Raw genomic sequence first — 17874 nt, 5'->3', positions numbered from 1 at the left:
ATGCAGAGATACTACTACTTCTAGGGTAGCGCCGAGCTTTCGGATTTACCCTGACTCTGTTCGCGAAAGGCGGTCGGGCTCATGCCGGTCCAGCGACGGAATGCGCGGGTGAAGCTGCTCGGGTCGAGAAAGCCCAGCTCGAACGCAATGCGACCCAGGTTCAGGCGGTGTTCCTGGATCAGCTTGATTGCCAGCTCCATCCGCACCTCATCGAGCAGTTTTTCATAAGTGGTGCCGGTTTCGCTGAGCTTGCGCCGCAGGTGACGGGGGCTGACGTTGAATGGGGTGGCGACCAGGTCTTCGGATACTTCCCGTTCGGATAGCAGGACGCGGATGCGCTGTTTGACCTGTTCGGCAAAATCCACGTTGGGCAGGTGCTCCAGCATGTCTTCCAGAGAGCTGTCCAGGCGCTTCAACAGGAAGGCATCGCTGGTTGGCAGTGGAGCTTGCAGGGCGCGGCGGTTGAGACGAACGGCGACGCGCTTACAGCCTGTGCGCACCCGGGTGCCAAGTATCTGCTCACACTCTTCGCGTCGTTTCTCGGTGTCGCCGCTCAGGCGCACCTCCATGATCAGCGGCAGGTTAGTCGTTTCCAACTCGCGCAAAAGGGCGATGCAACGTGAAAGCAGCGCTTCAATATGCAGGGGGTGAGCGGCGCCTTTCGGCTCGAAGTACACCGTCAGGTGATGCTCGTCTTCAACCGAATACAGCTGCGCCTGTGTACTGAACACTTGTACAAAACGTATTATGCGTTGGATACCGGCTTCGGCTGTCTCGCTGGAGCGCGCCGCCAACGCCAGCAACTGCGAGGTTGCGCTGGTGAAGGCCTGGCCCATGCGCAATGCAAAACAATCGTCTCGACTGAGGTGAGCCGCAGCGTGCCAGAGGCGGTTCATGTCGGTCTGGCTGACGTGTACCAGACTCATGTCATCCGCTGAGTTGTAAAGACGGAGGTCTTCAGGTAGATCGCGGGCCTGTTTACCATAAGGGCTCAGCGTCTGGATGATGCCTTTGGCCCACAACGCTCGCTCTTGAAGACGCGGACAGGGAAGGGGTGGAAGTATCGTGTTCATGCTGGCTTCTCTTGTTATTTTTATTTGTAACGAGTCTTGTCGTTAAGACACAACATAGAGTAATCGCAGCGATTGTGCAAAAAATCACAACAGACTATTCCTGATGGGAAATTGATCACATTCATTAGCTGAATGTCCTCGGGGGCCAAGGTATTGGTCCGAATCAGACAAATCGGGTCGGCGCGCCGTGACAGACTTGATTCCGACCTTCGGGTTCCGCATAGCCCGCTGGTATGGATCTAACTAACGGAGCAGCACAATGACAAAAACAAAGCATGCTTGGGCGTTGGCCGCGTTGCCCCTGGCAATCGGGCTCGCAAGCTTCACAGGCTCGGCAAATGCAGCGACCTTCAATATCGGTGAGATACAAGGACAGTTCGACTCACAGCTCTCCATTGGTGCGAGCATGTCGACCGCCAATCCGGACAAGCGGTTTATTCATACGCTGACCGAAATCGACGGTGAGAACCAAGGCGGTGAGGCTGCTGCACGTACCTCTGATGATGGCCGTCTGAACTATGAAAAGGGGGATGTGTTTTCCAAGATCTTCAAGGGCTCCCACGATCTGGAATTGCGCTACGGCGATTCAGGTGCCTTTATCCGTGGTAACTATTGGTACGATTTCGAAACCAAGGACGGCAGTCAGCGTTTCTATGATATCGACGACTCCGGCCGCCATCCTCTGCAGAAAGGCGCTGGGATCCAGTTGCTTGATGCCTTCGTTTACCACAACTACTCGATCGGCAATAATCCAGGCAACGTCCGTCTGGGTCGTCAGGTAGTCAGCTGGGGCGAGGGTGTCTTCATCCAGAACGGTATCAACTCGATCAACCCCATCGATGCTTCTGCATTTCGCCGGCCGGGTGCCGAGCTGAAGGAAGGTCTGCAGCCTGTCGAGATGCTGTATTTCTCGCAGGGTCTGACTGAAAACCTGAGCATGGAGGCGTTCTACCAGCTCAAGTGGCACGGCACGGTAGCGGATAACTGCGGTACTTTCTTCTCGACGTCTGATGTGGTGGGCCGTGGGTGTACTGATCGCCTGATCTGGTCAGGGTTGGATTTGCCTCAGGGAGACCCTGACCTCACGGAAGGGTTCGTTCATCCGCTACTCGGTACCTATGCCTCTTACATCGTTCGAGCCAGGAAAGATAAAGAAGCTAGCGATAGCGGGCAGTTCGGTGTGGCGTTCCGCTGGTTCGTGCCTGAGCTGAACAATACCGAGTTCGGCTTTTACGCCATGAACTATCACAGCCGTAACCCTTTGTACTCGAACATCAAGGGTGGCCTGGGAGCGCTTGGGCAGCCGGAAGTTGTCGGGATCGATGGCGCGCTGGGTGCCGCTGGTTACTTCTTTGAATATCCCGAAGATATCCGTTTGTACGGCGTCAGCTTTGGTACCGATATTGGTGGTGTGTCCGTCGCTGGTGAGTTGAGCTACAGGCCGAATATGCCGATACAGATCAATAGTGGCGATATGAGTCGTACTGCGCTCAGCGACACATTGGCTCCTGGCGACAACACCCACAGAGGTAATCCTTGGGCACCTGGTGATTACATCCAGGGTTATGATCGCAAGGAGTTCTGGCAGGCCTCGATGAGTGCCGTGCACTTTGTCGATCGTATTCTGGGCGCCAGTCGCCTTGCGTTGATCGGTGAAGTAGGTGCGAACTACATCAGCGGAATCGGTAGCGGCAATGGTGAAACCAAATACGGTCGCGATTCACTGTTCGGTCAGAGCCCTTGGGCTGACGGCACATGCTCGTCCAACTCGGGCGCTGCCGGGGAGTCCCCTCGCGCAGGCAGCTGGTGTGAAAACGATGGCTTCTTCACTGACTTCTCGTGGGGATATCGTATGCGCGCGTCACTGGATTACAGCAACGTATTTGCTGGCATCAACCTGACGCCGAACATGGCTTTCTCGCATGACGTAGAAGGTTATGGCCCCAACTTTACGGAAAATGCCAAGTCAGTCAGCATCGGTGTGAATGCCGACTACGCCAACAAGTACAACGCGAGCCTGAGTTACACCAACTTCTTTGATGGCAAGTACAACACGCTGGTTGATCGTGATTTTGCCGCCGTCAGCGTCGGCGTAAGTTTCTAAGCAGGCTATGGAGAAGAACATGCATATGCAGAAAACAATAATCGGTGCCTGCGGCCTGGCGCTCAGCTTGATCGCCACTGGCGTTGCAGCACAAAGTCTTACCCAGTCCGAAATCGACCAGTTGGGCAACAGCCTGACACCGATCGGGGCTGAGAAGGCGGGGAATGCCGAGGGCACCATTCCTGAATGGACTGGTGGTCTGCCAACCGATGCTGGCAGGTCTTTGGACAATAACTTCCTGGAAAACCCATACAAGGGGGATCAGCCGGAGTTTGTCATCACGGCCCAGAATTATCAGCAGTACAAGGACAAGTTGACACCGGGTCAGGCGGCGATGTTCGAACGCTACCCCGAAACATTCCGGATGCCCGTGTATGAGACCAAGCGTTCCATCGGTTTCCCGCAGGAGGTCTACGACCAGGTCAAGGCGACTGCCGGTCAGGCCAGGTTGGTGAATGGCGGCGATGGCATCGAGAACGTTGCTGCTGGCGCTTCCTTTGCCTTTCCGATTCCAAAGTCAGGGGCAGAAGTTGTCTGGAACCACATGACCCGCTATCGCATGAACGTGCATCGCTGGTACATGCAGGCCATGCCGCAAACCAATGGTTCCTTCACTCTGATCAAGCTGGAAGAGGAAGTAGGCTACCCGAACCTGATGCCTGATATCGATGCATCGACCATGCCTAACACACTGTTGTTCTTCAAGCAGCGGGTGAATGCGCCTTCTCGACTGGCCGGTAACGTACTGCTGGTGCACGATAGCCTCGACCAATTGAAAGAACCGCGTATGGCCTGGGTATACAACGCTGGGCAGCGTCGTGTACGCCGCGCGCCGCAGGTGGCCTACGATGGTCCGGGTACCGCCTCGGATGGTATGCGTACCTCGGATAACTTCTCCATGTATAACGGTGCACCTGACCGTTACGACTGGAAGCTGATCGGCAAGAAGGAAGTGTACCTGCCATACAACGCCGGCAAGCTGTCCGAGCCCGGCCTGAAGTATGAAGATGTATTGAAAGCTGGCCACATCAACCCCGAGCACACCCGTTTCGAGTTGCACCGTGTCTGGGAAGTCCAGGGTAACGTGAAGCAAGGGCAGCGGCACATCTATGCGCAGCGTAACTTCTTCGTTGATGAGGACTCCTGGCAAATCGGTCTGGCGGATCATTACGACGGCCGCGGAACCTTGTGGCGCGTAGGCGAAGGCCATATCGCCTTCAACTACAAGAACAAGATTCCGGGTTATACCCTCGAAACACTGTACGACCTGATGGCCGGCCGGTATATCGCGCTGGGTATGTACACCGAAGAAGCCTCCGCACCGCAGTACGGCGGCACTCCACCAACCTACAACCAATTCACCCCAGCAGCGCTGAGGGCGTCAGGCGTGCGTTAATCCGTTTGTAGCTGTACGTTTAGGTTTAAGGGCATCCTCGGATGCCCTTTTTTGTGGCCAGTACCGAATCGCGAACACGCCGCCATCTATAAGAACAGTAACGCTTCAGTAGGAGGGCTGATGCTTACTCTGGAAACAATGACTGAATAGTGTCTGGAGCAGGTTGTTGCTCCAGGCGATGGCGCTTCGGTTGCCACCAGCCTGGTAACAGCTGGCGTACCGCCAACTGACCGAAGCGGTCATCCAGCAACCAGACCACGCCTTGATCCTCGGTGGTGCGGATCACCCGCCCTGCCGCCTGTACTACCTTCTGCAGGCCCGGATACAGGTAGGCGTAATCGTAACCCTTGCCGAACATGGCCTGCATGCGGGTTTTTATTTCCTCGGTCACCGGGTTGACCTGGGGCAGGCCGAGGGTGGCGATAAAGGCGCCGACCAGACGTTTACCCGGCAGGTCGATACCCTCGCCGAAGGCACCGCCCAGCACGGCAAAACCGATGCAGCGGGTATCCTCGGTGAACCCTTCGAGAAAGGCCTCGCGCTGCGCTTCATTCATCTGCCGTGACTGTTCGCGCACCGGGATATCCGGCCAGACTGAGCGAAAGGTGTCCAGTACCTGCTGCAGATAGGCATAGCTGCTGAAAAACGCCAGGTAATTGCCTGGGCGTTCGCGGAATTGTTGGGCCATCAGCTGCGTGATTGGCTGCAGACTCTCGGCGCGGTGTTGATAGCGGGTCGACAGGTTGCTGACAAAGCGCACCTGCAGTTGTTCGGCGTTAAAGGGCGACTCCACATCCAACCATTGCGTGTCCTGCGGCAGACCCAGCAAGTCTGCGTGGTAATGCTGCGGGCTCAAGGTGGCGGAGAACAGGGTGGTGCTGTGGGCGACAGTGAAGCGGTCGCGGAGAAAGGGCGCCGGCACGATATTGCGCAGGCAGAGGGTCGATAGGGTGCGCCTGCCCAGCTGACGGCGGGTGATATCGAAAAGCGAGTGCGGCCCATGCTGTTCGGCGAGCCGGCAGAACAGCAAGGCGTCGAGATAGAAGCGCAGCAGCGCGGCATCGTTGCCGTCGGGTTGATCGCTTAGGTGATCGGTGATGGCGCTGACAGCCTTCTGCAGGCTGAGCACGAACAGGTCGGCGATGGCCGGATAGATCTGATAGTCGCTCTGCTGATCGCGGTGCAGTTGATTCCAGTGGCGGTTGACCCGGTCCAGCGGCGATTTCAGGGCGCTGGGTGCGGATTTGCGCAAGGCGTGGAAGTTGCCCTGATCAAGCTCGGCGGTGTACATGCCGCGGCCGCGCTCGATCAGGTTGTGAGCTTCGTCGACCAGCAGGGTCACGCGCCAGTCATTCACTACCGTCAGGCTGTAGAGCAGGGCGGTCATGTCGAAATAATAGTTGTAGTCAGCGACGACGATATCGCTCCAGCGGCACAACTCCTGACTCAGATAGTACGGACAGATGCCATGCGTCAGCGCGGTGTCACGTACTGCTTGCCGAGACAGCCAGCGGCGTTCCAGTGCGGCCTTACGGGCTGCCGGCAGGCGGTCGTAGAAGCCGCTGGCAAGCGGGCAGGACTCGCCGTTACAGGCTCGATCCGGGTGTTCACAGGCTTTGTCGCGAGCCACATGCTCCAGCACTCGCAGCGGCATGTCCGGTTGCTCCGCGCGCAGGCTGGCCAGTGCATCCAGCGCCAGCTGGCGCCCGGGGGTCTTGGCGGTCAGAAAGAACAGCCGGTCCAGCTGCTGTTCGGGAAACGCCTTGAGCTGAGGAAAGAGGGTGCCCAGGGTTTTGCCGATGCCGGTGGTGGCCTGGGCCATCAGGGTGCGCCCGTCCCGCGCGGCGCGATATACCTCGTTGGCGAGCTGGCGCTGACCCTTGCGGAACGTCGGCCAGGGAAATTGCATCTGAGTCAGGCTGAGGTCGCGGGCCAGACGATGATCGGTTTCCTGCTCGGCCCAGGCAAGGAAACGGCTGCATTGCAGCTCGAAGAACTGCCGCAGGGCGTCCGCGCCGAAGCGTTCGCGGAACGGCGTTTCCTGCTGGCTGAGCACGTTGTAGTAGACCACCGCCAGATCAATCTGGTCGAGCTGGTACTCGTCGCACAGCAGCCAGCCATAGACCTTCACCTGGGCCCAGTGCAGCAGTCGGTGATTGTGCGGGATGCGTTTGACGTCGCCGCGGTGGGTCTTGATTTCCTCCAGCAGATTGAGCGCGGGGTCGTAACCATCCGCGCGACCGGCGACCAGCAATCCCTGGTAACTGCCGGCCAGGGCGAGCTCACTCAGGTATTCCGGGCCGCGTCGGGACACCACGGTTCTGTGACCGGCCATGCCTTCCTGGGCGCTGGGGGCCGGGGTGAAGCGCAGGTCCAGATCGCCCTCGCGGGCGGTGAATTCGCACAGTGCCCGCACGGCGATGCGGTAATTCACGGACTGGCCCATTGCACATGGCAGACGGCGACGGGCATGTGATGGCGCTGGCCGATAGTGGTTGAGGGTTCTGGCTGGGTGGGCATACAGTATTTTGCCCGCACCACTGTCACGGCTTCAAGCTTGAGGTGACGGATGGACCTGCCAGGCCTGCTGCCTTGGCCCGGCGGGCAGACCAGCGTCCGGCATTGCTTTCAGCTGCGCGGCATCGCCTGGGCGCGCCAGGGCGAGCAGTCAGGTAACGGCCTGCATGCCGATGTTGGGGCTGTCAAACAGCGAAAGCCGAACGATAGCCGGGCCTGAACCGTATCTTCTGCTTTAATTAGTACAGTGACCAGCAACGAGGAGTTATCTATGGAATTGCCGAACCATGATCTGGGTAATCTGTTTGAACAGCTTGGCCTGTCTTCCAAACCGGAGGATATCGAGGCTTTTTTTGCCAGCCATTCCCTGCCACCGGGCGTGAAATTGATCGATGCGCCTTTCTGGACGCCGGCCCAGGCCCGATTTCTCAAGGAGGAAATGCGTGAAGATGCTGAATGGGCACCGATCGTGGATCAGTTGAATGTGCGTTTGCACGAAAACTAGGGGCTATTGGCAAGTCGCATCCGCTTTCTGAGGGTTTATCTATTTCGGCGTGATCTGGCATGATGTCCGATTGCGCCGACCTTCACGTCGTTCGGCCCCCGCTTCTGGACGTTACATGACCTTACGATTATTACTCATTCTGGGTGGCCTCAGTGCCTTCGGGCCTTTGGCGATCGACCTCTATCTGCCTGCATTTCCTGCTATTGCAAGGTTCTTCGCTACCGATTCCGAGCACGTTCAGTTGAGCCTGTCGGCCTACTTCATCGGTTTGGCGCTGGGGCAGCTGTTCTACGGTCCGCTGGCTGACCGTTTCGGTCGCCGCAAGCCGCTGTTATTCGGCTTGGGCCTGTTTACCCTGGCATCCATCGGTTGCGCATTGGCGCCGACGCTGGAATGGCTGATCGCAGCGCGTTTCGCTCAGGCATTGGGTGGTTGTGCGGGTATGGTGGTAAACCGGGCGGTGGTGCGCGATATATGCACGCCGATCGAGGCAGCCAGAGCTTTCTCCCAGCTGATGCTGGTGATGGGCGTGGCGCCGATCCTGGCGCCGCTGGCTGGTGGCTGGCTGATGCTGCTGGGCGGCTGGCAGCTGATCTTTGCTTTCCTGGCAGTATTTGCCGGGGTATTCGGGTTTCTGGTGTTCTTTCGTCTGCCGGAAACCTTGTCCAAGGATATTCCACCGAGTCCCTTGTCCAGCGCTCTGGGACGTTATGGTCGGTTGTTGAAAGAGCCTCAGTTCATGTTCCATGCGCTGACTGGCGGTATCGCCATGGCTGGCATGTTTGCCTACATCGCCGGTTCGCCTTTTGTGTTTATCGAGCTCTATGGCGTACCGGTCGAGCACTATGGCTGGTTCTTTGGTATGAACTCGGCAGGGTTCGTGCTGGCCGCGCAGCTGAATGGCCGTCTGCTGCGTTGGCGTACGCCGCTCAATGTACTGAAGACCACGACCGTGTTGTTCATGTGCAGCACCATAGCGCTGTCGGTGGTGGCGTTGTTCGAGCCGCCGATGTTGTGGCCGCTGCTGGTCCCCTTGTTCATGTGCATGTTTCTGCTGGCGTTGGTATTACCCAACTCGTCTGCCTGTGCGCTGGCGGGGCACGGGCATCAGGCCGGCGTGGCTTCGGCCTTGATGGGTACCCTGCAGTTCGCCATCGCCGGGATAGTATCTGCTGTGGTTGGCATATTGCATAACGGCACGGCGATGCCCATGACCGGTATGATCACGCTCTGCGGCATCGGCGCGGCTACCATGGCGCTGCTGGCCCGGCGGGTGACCGCGCGGGCAGCCGACCCCAGGCTATTTGCGCAGCAAACGCAGACCGTTGAAGGTAACCAGTAGGCTCACGCCCATATCGGCAAATACTGCCATCCACATGGTTACGTGACCGCTCACTGTGAGCGCCAGAAACATCGCCTTGATGCCCAGCGCCAGACTGATATTCTGCACCAGCACCGCATGGGTCTGTCGGGATAGGCGGATAAACGCCGGGATCCTGCGCAGGTCATCATCCATGATCGCCACATCGGCGGTCTCGATGGCGGTGTCCGTACCGATGGAGCCCATGGCAAAGCCGATATCTGCCTGTGCCAGCGCCGGTGCATCATTGATACCGTCGCCGACCATGCCGATCCGTGCTGACTGTTGCAGCGCCTTGATATGGGCGAGCTTGTCGGTTGGTAACAGGTTGCCTCTGGCTTCGTCGATACCGACCAGAGCGCCGATAGCGGTGGCGGTAGGCTGATTATCGCCGCTCAGCATCAATGTCTTGACGCCCAGTTCATGGAGCTCGCGTATGGCTTCAACGCTGCTGGCCTTGACCGTATCTGCCACGGCAAACAGTGCAAGGGCGCGGGTCTCCTCGCTGAGAATGATAACGCTCTTGCCCTGACGCTCCAGATGCTCGATACGGGCTTCAATGGCTGATGTGCAAAGCCCCAATTCCTCCAGCAACTGATGATTACCTAAATGGTAGCGCCGTCCATTGATTTCGCCGCGGCTGCCACGGCCGAGCAGAACGCTGAAGTCATCCACCTCCAACAGAAGAACTCCCTGCTCGGCGGCCTGGGTGGCGAGGGCGGTGGAAACCGGATGGTCGGAGCGCTGGGCAAGGCTGGCAGCAATGGACTGGATCTGGTCGATCGACTCCTTGGTCAGAGGCTGGAAATCGGTCTGCACGGGTTTGCCATGGGTCAGCGTTCCGGTCTTGTCCAGCGCCAGGTGAGTCAGTTTTCGGCCGTCCTCCAGGTATATACCGCCCTTGATCAGGATACCTTTGCGAGCGGCGGCGGCCAGCCCGCTGACGATGCTCACCGGAGTCGATATCACCAGTGCACAGGGGCAGGCAACCACCAGCAAAACCAGTGCCCGATAGATCCACTCCTGCCACTCACCGCCCATCAACAATGGCGGTAACACGGCGACCGCCAGTGCCAGTGCAAATACTGCGGGGGTGTAGATGCGTGCGAAGCGATCAACGAAACGCTGGGTAGGTGCCCGCAAGCCCTGAGCTTCCTCGACTGCATGGATGATGCGATCAAGGGTGGTGTTTCCAGCCAGAGCGGTGACCTGGTACTCCAGTTCGCTGTTCTGATTGATGGTGCCGGCGAACAGCATGTCACCGGTGCGCTTCTCTACCGGCAGACTTTCGCCGGTGATGGGGGACTGATCGACGCTGGAATGCCCCTTCAGCACCTCGCCATCCAAGGCTATGCGCTCACCGGGGCGCACGCGGACGCGACTGCTCAGCGCAATTTCGCTGAGACTGCATTCCTGCCAGCTGCCGTCCGACTGCTGCGCCATGGCTGTTTCCGGTGCCAGACTGAGCAGGCCATGAATGGCATTTCTCGCTCGATCGAGTGAGCGGGCTTCGATGCGTTCTGCGACAGCGAACAGAAACATGACCATGGCCGCTTCGGGCCATTGACCGATGAGCGCTGCGCCGGTTACCGCAATGCTCATCAATGCATTGATATTGAGATTGAAGTTCTTCAACGAAACCCAACCCTTGGTATAGATGCCGAGGCCGCACAGAGCAATGGCGGCGATAGCCATGGCCGCGACTATCCATTCCGGGCCCCAGTGACCGAAGTGCAGCACTTCCGCCGTCAGTGCCAGGCTGCCGGCCAGTGTCAGGCGCCACCAGTGTGGTTGAGCTGAGTCCGATTGAGAGACGGCCTGGCCGGTGGATAATGGCAGTTGATGAGAGGTGGGTTGTTCAGATCCGCAACAGTTGGTCATGGCTTTTCTCCTTTGCTGAACGACAGTAAGCACCCTATAGTTACTATAGAGTCAACGGTCGGGGTGCAGAGATGAAAATTGGTGAGCTGGCCAGAAAGACAGGCTGCAAGACGGTAACCATCCGCTATTACGAACAGGCCGGTTTGTTGCCGGTGCCGCAGCGCAGCGAGGGTAACTACCGGGTCTATAGCCGGGCCCATGCAGAGCGCCTGCTATTCATCCGTAATTGCCGTGCGCTGGACATGACCCTGGATGAAGTGCGCCAGCTGCTGGATTATCGGGATAATCCAGATCGTGATTGTGGTGGAGTGAATATGCTGGTGGATGAGCACATTGAGCATGTTGCTGCTCGCATTGAGGAGCTGAAAGCCCTGAGTGGTCAGTTGATCGAGTTGCGCAGTCACTGCGCGGCGGCCAGAGAGGCAGCTGATTGCCAGATTCTGCAGCAATTGACTACCAGCGAGCAACAGGCAGATGTCGGCCCTGCCTCACATGTAGGACGCAGTCACGGTGAGATATTTCAGCGCGATTGAGGTTTGCTTCGGTGGCAGCGGGAAGGTTGGGGAGTAAAGCAAGGCGGCGGGCAGAGAGTTCTGCCCGCCGTCAGTCTCAGGCGCCGGTCCAGCGCTTGAGGATCAAGGTGGCGTTGGTGCCACCGAAGCCGAAGCTGTTCGACATGATCAGGTCGACTGCCTGGTCCAGACGCTCGCGCAGGATTGGCAGATCCGCTGCGTTCTCATCCAGCTCTTCGATGTTGGCCGAAGCGGTGAGGAAGTTGTCACGCAGCATCAGCAGGCAGTAGATGGCTTCCTGGACGCCGGCTGCACCCAGCGAGTGACCCGACAGGCTCTTGGTAGAGCTGATCTTCGGGGCCTTGTCGCCGAATACTTCACGGATAGCCTTGAGTTCAGCTACGTCGCCTACCGGCGTGGAGGTGCCGTGGGTGTTGAGGTAGTCGATGGTGCCTTCAACGGTGGCCATGGCCTGCTGCATGCAGCGGACCGCGCCTTCCCCGCTGGGTGCGACCATGTCGTAACCGTCGGAGGTGGCGCCGTAACCGACGACTTCGGCGTAGATCTTCGCGCCACGTGCCAGTGCATGCTCCAGCTCTTCGACCACCACCATGCCGCCGCCACCGGCGATGACGAAACCGTCACGCTTGGCATCGTAGGCGCGGGAAGCCTTTTCCGGCGTGTCATTGTACTGGGTGGACAGGGCGCCCATGGCATCGAACAGCATGGATTGGCTCCAGTGCTCTTCTTCACCGCCGCCAGCAAAGACCACGTCCTGCTTGCCCAACTGGATCTGCTCCATGGCGCTGCCGATACAATGGGCACTGGTGGCGCAGGCGGAGGAGATCGAGTAGTTGATGCCCTTGATCTTGAACGGGGTGGCCAGACAGGCGGAAACGGTGCTGCCCATGGTGCGCGGCACGCGATATGGCCCGATCTTCTTCACGCCTTTCTCGCGTAGAATATCGATGGATTCCATCTGGTTCAGCGTGGAAGCGCCACCGCTGCCGGCGATCAGGCCGGTGCGTGGGTTGCTGATCTGCTCTTCGCTCAGACCGGCATCGGCAATCGCCTGTTGCATGGACAGGTAGGCAAACGCCGCGGCATCGCCCATGAAGCGCTTGACCTTACGGTCGATAGCGGCGTCCAGGTCAATCTTCACGCTGCCGGAGACCTGGCTGCGCAGGCCCATTTCTGCATATTCGGGGTTGTGGGTAATGCCTGACTTGCCTTCTTTCAGGCTGGCAGCCACGCTTTCCAGGTCCTGGCCGAGGCAGGAGACAATGCCCATACCGGTAATCACGACGCGACGCATAGTGATAATCCTCAGAAGCTATCAGTAGAAGTGAACAGACCCACCCGCAGACCTTCAGCGGAGTAGATCTCACGCCCATCGACCGCCATGGTGCCATCGGCTATGCCCAGAGTCAGGGCGCGGTTGATGGTGCGTTTTATATGTATGGTATAGGTGACTTTCTTCGCGGTCGGCAGGACCTGGCCAAAGAATTTCACTTCGCCGGAACCCAGAGCGCGGCCACGGCCTTCAAAACCGAGCCAGCCGAGGTGGAAACCGACCAGCTGCCACATGGCGTCGAGCCCCAGACAGCCCGGCATCACCGGATCACCCTCAAAATGGCACGCGAAAAACCACAGATCAGGATGGATATCCAGTTCAGCAACGATCTCGCCCTTGCCGAAGCGGCCGCCCGTTTCGCTGATGTGGGTGATGCGATCGATCATCAGCATGTTCGGGGCTGGCAACTGTGCGTTACCGGGGCCGAACAACTCGCCACGACTGCATTTAAGCAGATCTTCCCGGCTGAACGCATTTTGTTTTGACATAGAGGCTCCTGCTCTTCCCCGTTCGGTGGGGCGCTATTGTATCGGCATGGCGGGGGTTGATTAACGTTATATCCGCCAGCGTAAGCTCAGACTGCTGAAGCGGGGTGAAAGTCACACCCGGTCAGGCTCGAGGCGTTGAGGATACCCGTGATGCCGGCCGAGGACAAAAAATTATGTGCCCTCGCGCTGGCTGTCGCGGGTTGGAACTTAGTCCAGAGTACCGAATTCGCTGTGGAACTGGTCGCGCAGTTCGCGCTTGAGTACCTTGCCGATAGCGCTGCGTGGCAGCTCGTCGGTGAGAATCAGTCGATTCAGACGCTGGGTCTTGCCCACCTGGCCGTTGAACCATTGCAGGATGTTATCGGCAGGAGTATCGAGGCCGGACTGGCGTACCGCATAACCGACCGGCGTTTCACCCCAGCTGGTGGATGGTACGCCGATAACGGTGACTTCCAGCAGGTCGGGGTGCTGACGCAGCACGGCTTCCAGGTCGCTGGGGTAGATATTGAAGCCGCCACTGATGATCATGTCCTTGCGCCGGTCCATGAGCGTGAGAAAACCTTCCTCATCGAACCGGCCGACGTCCCCGGTGCGGATAAAACGTTTGCCGGCAGGGTCGTACCATTCGGCTTCGGCGGTTTTTTCCGGCTTGTTCAGATAGCAGCTCATCATGGCGACGGAGTGCCCTACTACTTCGCCGATTTCGCCGCTGGGCAGCTCATTGCCTTCTTCATCTATTACCCGCATGTCGTGGCCGTCCAGTGGTCTGCCGACGGTATTCAGCTTGTCGGGGAACTGGTGAGCCAGCAGCATGCACGAGCCGCCACCCTCGGTCATACCATAGAACTCCACCAGCCCGCCGGGCCAGCGTGCCAGAATGTCGGCCTTGAGCTCGCCATGGAAGGGCGCGCTGGTGCTGAACTTCATCTGGAAGCTGGACAGGTCGTAGCTGTCGAAATCGGCCCGCGCCATGATGCGTTGGTACTGCACCGGCACCAACATGCTGTGGGTGGCGCGGTGTTCCTGCGCCAATTCCAGGTATTTCTGCGCATCAAACTTGCTCATCAGCACCAAGGTGCCGCCCAGGCCTATGGTCGGCAGGAAAGACACCAGCGTGGTATTGGAATACAGCGGAGTGGACATCAGCGTGACGCAATCCGGACCGTAGCCGAAGGCGATGCCGCGCTGAATATGCGACCAGCGCATGAGGTGGTCATGCACTATACCTTTGGGCTCGCCGGTGGTGCCCGATGAATAGATGATATTGAACAGGGTCTGGGGCTTGAGTTCTACCGAGGTTGGTGAGCTGTCGGCCAACCATTGGCTGAAGCCGGTTTCCGGCTGGCTGTCATCCAGACTCAACAGCGGAATCTGGATTCGCTCGGCCACTGGCTGCAGTGCCTCGGCCACCGGCTGGTCAACAAACAGCATTCTGGCTGCCGAGTCGCGCAACATGGTGATCAGGCCGTCGGCGGTGGACGAGGGCGCCAGTGGCGCAATGACCATGCCGGCACGCAGGGCGGCCAGAAACACTACCGTGTAGGGGATCGAGTTGGCAGCGCAGATGGCGATGGCGTCGCCCGGCTGCAGCCCATCACGCTGCAGCGCAGCAACGGCCCGATTCACCTGGGCATCCAACTCGGCATAGTTGAGCTGCTGCCCGTCCTGAATGACGGCGGGGTGATTCGCCCGATGGCGGGCATTCAGTGCCAGCAGTTCGGGGAGGGTGGTGAAGGGTGATTCCAGTGTGACCGGGTAGCTGACGACTGCGCTCATGCCTGTTGGATTCCTGAAATGATGGAGACGCGTCAGTGTCGCTGTTTGCTGCGAACGAATCCATGACCCGGATGCTGCGAAATGCCCGTTGATCAATCGCACTGATGCAGGCCGGTTCAGGTCCAGCGTTCGAGCACCTGGCGCAGCGCCTTGCGAGTCACCGGTTTGCTGAGAAAGCCCTGCATGCCGGCTTCGTCACTACGGCGGCGATCTTCATCGGAGGCGCTGGCAGTGAGAGCGATGCAGGGAAGGGGCTGGATATGCGTCTCGCTGCAGTGGTGCAGATACCAACGGTAGACATCGAAACCATTCATGTCCGGTAGCTGGATGTCCATGAAAATCAACGAAAATGCCTGGGCAGGATCCTTGAGCAATTGCAGTGCCTGTTGCGCGTCATCGGCGAGAACGGCCGGCTGGGAGAGGCTGCGCAACATGCCCTCCATGACCATCTGGTTAACCGGATTGTCCTCTACCAGCAGCACCGGAAGGGCACCGGGGCGGGCTGCTTCGCAGAGCTGACTGTCGTCGGCGCTCGGCGTGTGGCCAGCCATTACCAGGGGCAGGCTCAGGGTAAAACAGGAGCCCGCCCCGGGCTGGCTGGTTGCCTCCAGCTCACCGCCCATCTTGCGGGCAAAGTCGCGGGCGATCGACAGCCCGAGTCCGGTCCCGCCGAACCGCCGCGAGGTACTGCTGTCGCCCTGTTGAAAGGCATCGAACATCCGCTCCAGACGGTCGGGATCAATACCAATGCCGCTGTCCGTGACCTTGCAGGTGAGCTGCAGTATGGCATTGGCATCTACCTGCCAATGGGCATGCATCTGGATCAGGCCGTGCTCGGTGAACTTCAACGCATTGCCCAGCAGATTCACCAGAATCTGACGCAAACGCGTCGGGTCTCCGAGTACCTGCGGGACCGATGGTTGGCCGCTCCACTCGGTATCCAGTGCCAGGCCTTTCTTGCTGGCAGCGTATCCAAAGGCGACAGCGGTTTTATCCAGCAGGGCAGTGAGATCGAAGGGAATATGTTCCAGCTCGAAGGCCTGGCGTTCGACACGCGACAGATCGAGGATGTCGTTGATGACCTTCAGCAGGTGCTCGGTGGACTCGCTGGCAATGCGGCAGTACTCGACCTGCTCGTTGGTCAGGTCGGTGGTTTCGAGCAATTGCAGCATGCCCATCACGCCGTTCATCGGGGTGCGCAGTTCATGGCTCATCATCGCCAGAAAGTCCGATTTGGCCCGATTGGCCTGCTCGGCCTGTTCGCGTGCGGCGACCAGTTCGGCCATGGCTTCGCGTTGCTGGAGTTCGGCTTGCTGCAAGGTAACCGCGAGCCGGTTGATATTGCTCATCAACTCGCCGATCTGATTGTTTTCATGAACCTTCAGGCGAGTATTCAGGCGCCCGTCCTGCAACGCTTGAACGGCTTTGCGCATTTCCACCAGGGGCAACGCAAAAGCACGGGCCAGTCGGGTCGACAGCAGGAGTGCAGCGAGCAGCACCAGAGCCCCCAGCAACAGGCTGCGGAAAAGGATGCTGCGCTGGCGCTCGACGAAGGGCTGATAACTGAGGCTGACCTGCACCATGCCCATGGGCTGCGTGGTGCTGCTCTCCCACGAGTCGGTATTGAGCAGGAACAGGTCATAGTGCAGAGGGATGCGCTGGCGCTCGATCTGGGCACGGAACAGGCGCAACGGACCGGTGACAGAAGGGCTCTTCTGCTCCATTGCCAGTACTTTGCCATCCTGATCGAGCACTTCCACCCTATGCACATGGGGCATTTTCAACGAGCCCTTGATCAGATTCTCCAGCAGCTCCAGATTGCCGGTTATGACCCCGTATTCGGTAGCCGGCGCCAGTTGATCGGCAATCAACTGACCGGTAGTTTCCATTTCCAGATTGAGTGCATCGAGCCGGACATGGGTGAAATAAGCCAGCAGGATAGCGCCGAGAAGGATGGCCGGGAGCAGGGCGATGGTTATCAGACGGCGGTTGATGCTGCCGCGTCGAAAAATATTCATCTATTCTGCTCCTGTGCCTGGATGCGGCGCATCAGTTCGGTGTCATCCGGCGGGGGCAGGCCGAGCGAATGCGCCACCTGAGAATTGCTCAATACTGAAAACCGCTCAGGATAGCGAATGGCGCCGGGCTGCCACTCTTGCTGCAATAGACCGAGGATGCTGTCGGCCATATTCTCCGGCGAGCTGTAAGTGGTGCTCAGGCTGCCGGCGGCAATGAACGGTGCCGACGGGCCTATCAAGACGCGATTGCGTGCATAGCTGGTCAGCAGCAGGGTTTTGAGGTTCTCCGCGTTGTAGATGACGGGATCATCCAGACCGATCAGCACCTCGCTCTCATTCAGTACATCGGTGAGGCGGCGCGGTAATTCGCTCTGCTGGGATACCGCTTGGGCATAGAGATTCACACCCTGCTGTATCGCAGCAGTTTGCCAAAAAGGTTTTTGCCAGCGCTGCTGCTCGCTGAACAGCAGCCCAATGGTATCCAGCCGGGGGATCAGCAGTTGCGCCAGGCGTATCTGCCGTTCGGGCTTGGCACTGGCAAGCAGTATCTGTATGGAAGCAGGGTAAGGACTGTCGGGTAACTGTGGCAGCCCGTCCAGGGTGACGTAAGCGGCAATCGTTGGTGTTGTTGAAGACTGTTGCAGGCGCCAATGCAATGCGTCGTGCCCCAGAGTGATGAGCAGCGAGGCAGAATCGGAGACAGAGGCTTTGGCCAGAAGCTGCACGTCGAGCGTATCCATGGGCATGCGGCTGGCGAGTGCCTCGACAAAGACGCGCGTGAGCGCTGTTTCACGTGGTATGACCACCGATACAGTATCTGCCCACGAGCCCGTCGGCAGCAGATATACCAGCGCCCATAATATCAGGCGAAGCAGATGCACGATCTGGTC

13 protein-coding genes and 1 pseudogene are annotated in these 17874 nt (G+C 58.8%); 6 read left to right on the top strand and 8 right to left on the bottom strand.

The window, feature by feature from the left end:
• Nucleotides 1–20 precede the first annotated feature (20 nt).
• Nucleotides 21–1073 (bottom strand): helix-turn-helix transcriptional regulator, encoded by a 1053-nt coding sequence (locus BLU11_RS09455; protein ID WP_090273106.1) that lies wholly within the window; start codon nucleotides 1071–1073, stop codon nucleotides 21–23.
• A gap of 259 nt (nucleotides 1074–1332) precedes the next feature.
• On the opposite strand from BLU11_RS09455, the gene BLU11_RS09450 reads away from it, so the two are divergent.
• Both BLU11_RS09450 and BLU11_RS09445 read left to right on the top strand, forming a co-directional pair.
• On the top strand, nucleotides 1333–3177 hold the full coding sequence (locus BLU11_RS09450; protein WP_090273105.1) for a DUF1302 domain-containing protein: 1845 nt from the start codon (nucleotides 1333–1335) through the stop codon (nucleotides 3175–3177).
• Between the two features lie 25 nt (nucleotides 3178–3202).
• A complete protein-coding gene (locus BLU11_RS09445; protein ID WP_090276386.1) occupies nucleotides 3203–4573 on the top strand; it encodes a DUF1329 domain-containing protein in 1371 nt (456 codons plus the stop codon).
• A 124-nt stretch (nucleotides 4574–4697) separates the two neighbouring features.
• Here the strand turns inward: BLU11_RS09445 and BLU11_RS09440 are convergent, their stop codons facing one another.
• Complete coding sequence (locus BLU11_RS09440; protein ID WP_090276384.1) at nucleotides 4698–7007, bottom strand: ATP-dependent DNA helicase; 2310 nt, start codon at nucleotides 7005–7007, stop codon at nucleotides 4698–4700.
• 135 nt (nucleotides 7008–7142) lie between these two features.
• Here BLU11_RS09440 and BLU11_RS19260 point away from each other — a divergent pair, with 135 nt between their 5' ends.
• From BLU11_RS19260 to BLU11_RS09430, 3 genes are all read left to right on the top strand, one after another.
• Complete coding sequence (locus BLU11_RS19260) at nucleotides 7143–7310, top strand: hypothetical protein (protein ID WP_157718645.1); 168 nt, start codon at nucleotides 7143–7145, stop codon at nucleotides 7308–7310.
• A gap of 51 nt (nucleotides 7311–7361) precedes the next feature.
• Entirely contained in the window at nucleotides 7362–7595 is a 234-nt protein-coding gene (locus BLU11_RS09435; protein ID WP_090273104.1) for a DUF2789 domain-containing protein, read from the top strand.
• A gap of 115 nt (nucleotides 7596–7710) precedes the next feature.
• Complete coding sequence (locus BLU11_RS09430; RefSeq protein ID WP_090273103.1) at nucleotides 7711–8937, top strand: Bcr/CflA family multidrug efflux MFS transporter; 1227 nt, start codon at nucleotides 7711–7713, stop codon at nucleotides 8935–8937.
• Here the strand turns inward: BLU11_RS09430 and BLU11_RS09425 are convergent.
• Nucleotides 8896–10746, bottom strand: a pseudogene (locus tag BLU11_RS09425) (heavy metal translocating P-type ATPase); the annotation flags it as partial. The gene BLU11_RS09430 and the pseudogene BLU11_RS09425 overlap by 42 nt on opposite strands.
• 161 nt (nucleotides 10747–10907) lie before the next feature.
• Between BLU11_RS09425 and cadR the strand changes: the two are divergent.
• Nucleotides 10908–11369 (top strand): Cd(II)/Pb(II)-responsive transcriptional regulator, encoded by a 462-nt coding sequence (cadR, locus tag BLU11_RS09420; RefSeq protein ID WP_090273101.1) that lies wholly within the window; start codon nucleotides 10908–10910, stop codon nucleotides 11367–11369.
• A gap of 76 nt (nucleotides 11370–11445) precedes the next feature.
• Here the strand turns inward: cadR and fabB are convergent, their stop codons facing one another.
• The 5 genes from fabB to BLU11_RS09395 all read right to left on the bottom strand — a co-directional run bounded on the left by fabB (nucleotide 11446) and on the right by BLU11_RS09395 (nucleotide 17865).
• A complete protein-coding gene (gene fabB / locus BLU11_RS09415; RefSeq protein ID WP_090273100.1) occupies nucleotides 11446–12663 on the bottom strand; it encodes a beta-ketoacyl-ACP synthase I in 1218 nt (405 codons plus the stop codon).
• Nucleotides 12664–12674: 11 nt separating this feature from the next.
• Nucleotides 12675–13190 (bottom strand): 3-hydroxyacyl-[acyl-carrier-protein] dehydratase FabA, encoded by a 516-nt coding sequence (fabA, locus tag BLU11_RS09410; RefSeq protein ID WP_036989562.1) that lies wholly within the window; start codon nucleotides 13188–13190, stop codon nucleotides 12675–12677.
• 207 nt (nucleotides 13191–13397) lie between these two features.
• Nucleotides 13398–14966: a class I adenylate-forming enzyme family protein gene (locus BLU11_RS09405; RefSeq protein WP_090273099.1), complete on the bottom strand. Its 1569-nt coding sequence runs from the start codon at nucleotides 14964–14966 to the stop codon at nucleotides 13398–13400.
• Between the two features lie 116 nt (nucleotides 14967–15082).
• Complete coding sequence (locus tag BLU11_RS09400) at nucleotides 15083–16984, bottom strand: ATP-binding protein (protein ID WP_090273098.1); 1902 nt, start codon at nucleotides 16982–16984, stop codon at nucleotides 15083–15085.
• A complete protein-coding gene (locus BLU11_RS09395; RefSeq protein ID WP_090273097.1) occupies nucleotides 16981–17865 on the bottom strand; it encodes a hypothetical protein in 885 nt (294 codons plus the stop codon). The genes BLU11_RS09400 and BLU11_RS09395 overlap by 4 nt, the downstream gene beginning before the upstream one ends.
• Nucleotides 17866–17874 lie beyond the last annotated feature (9 nt).

The organism is Halopseudomonas litoralis (genome assembly GCF_900105005.1).
GTDB lineage: Bacteria > Pseudomonadota > Gammaproteobacteria > Pseudomonadales > Pseudomonadaceae > Halopseudomonas > Halopseudomonas litoralis.
The sequence above is the reverse complement of the archived record's forward strand: the minus strand, read 5'-3'. Positions and strand labels throughout refer to the sequence as shown.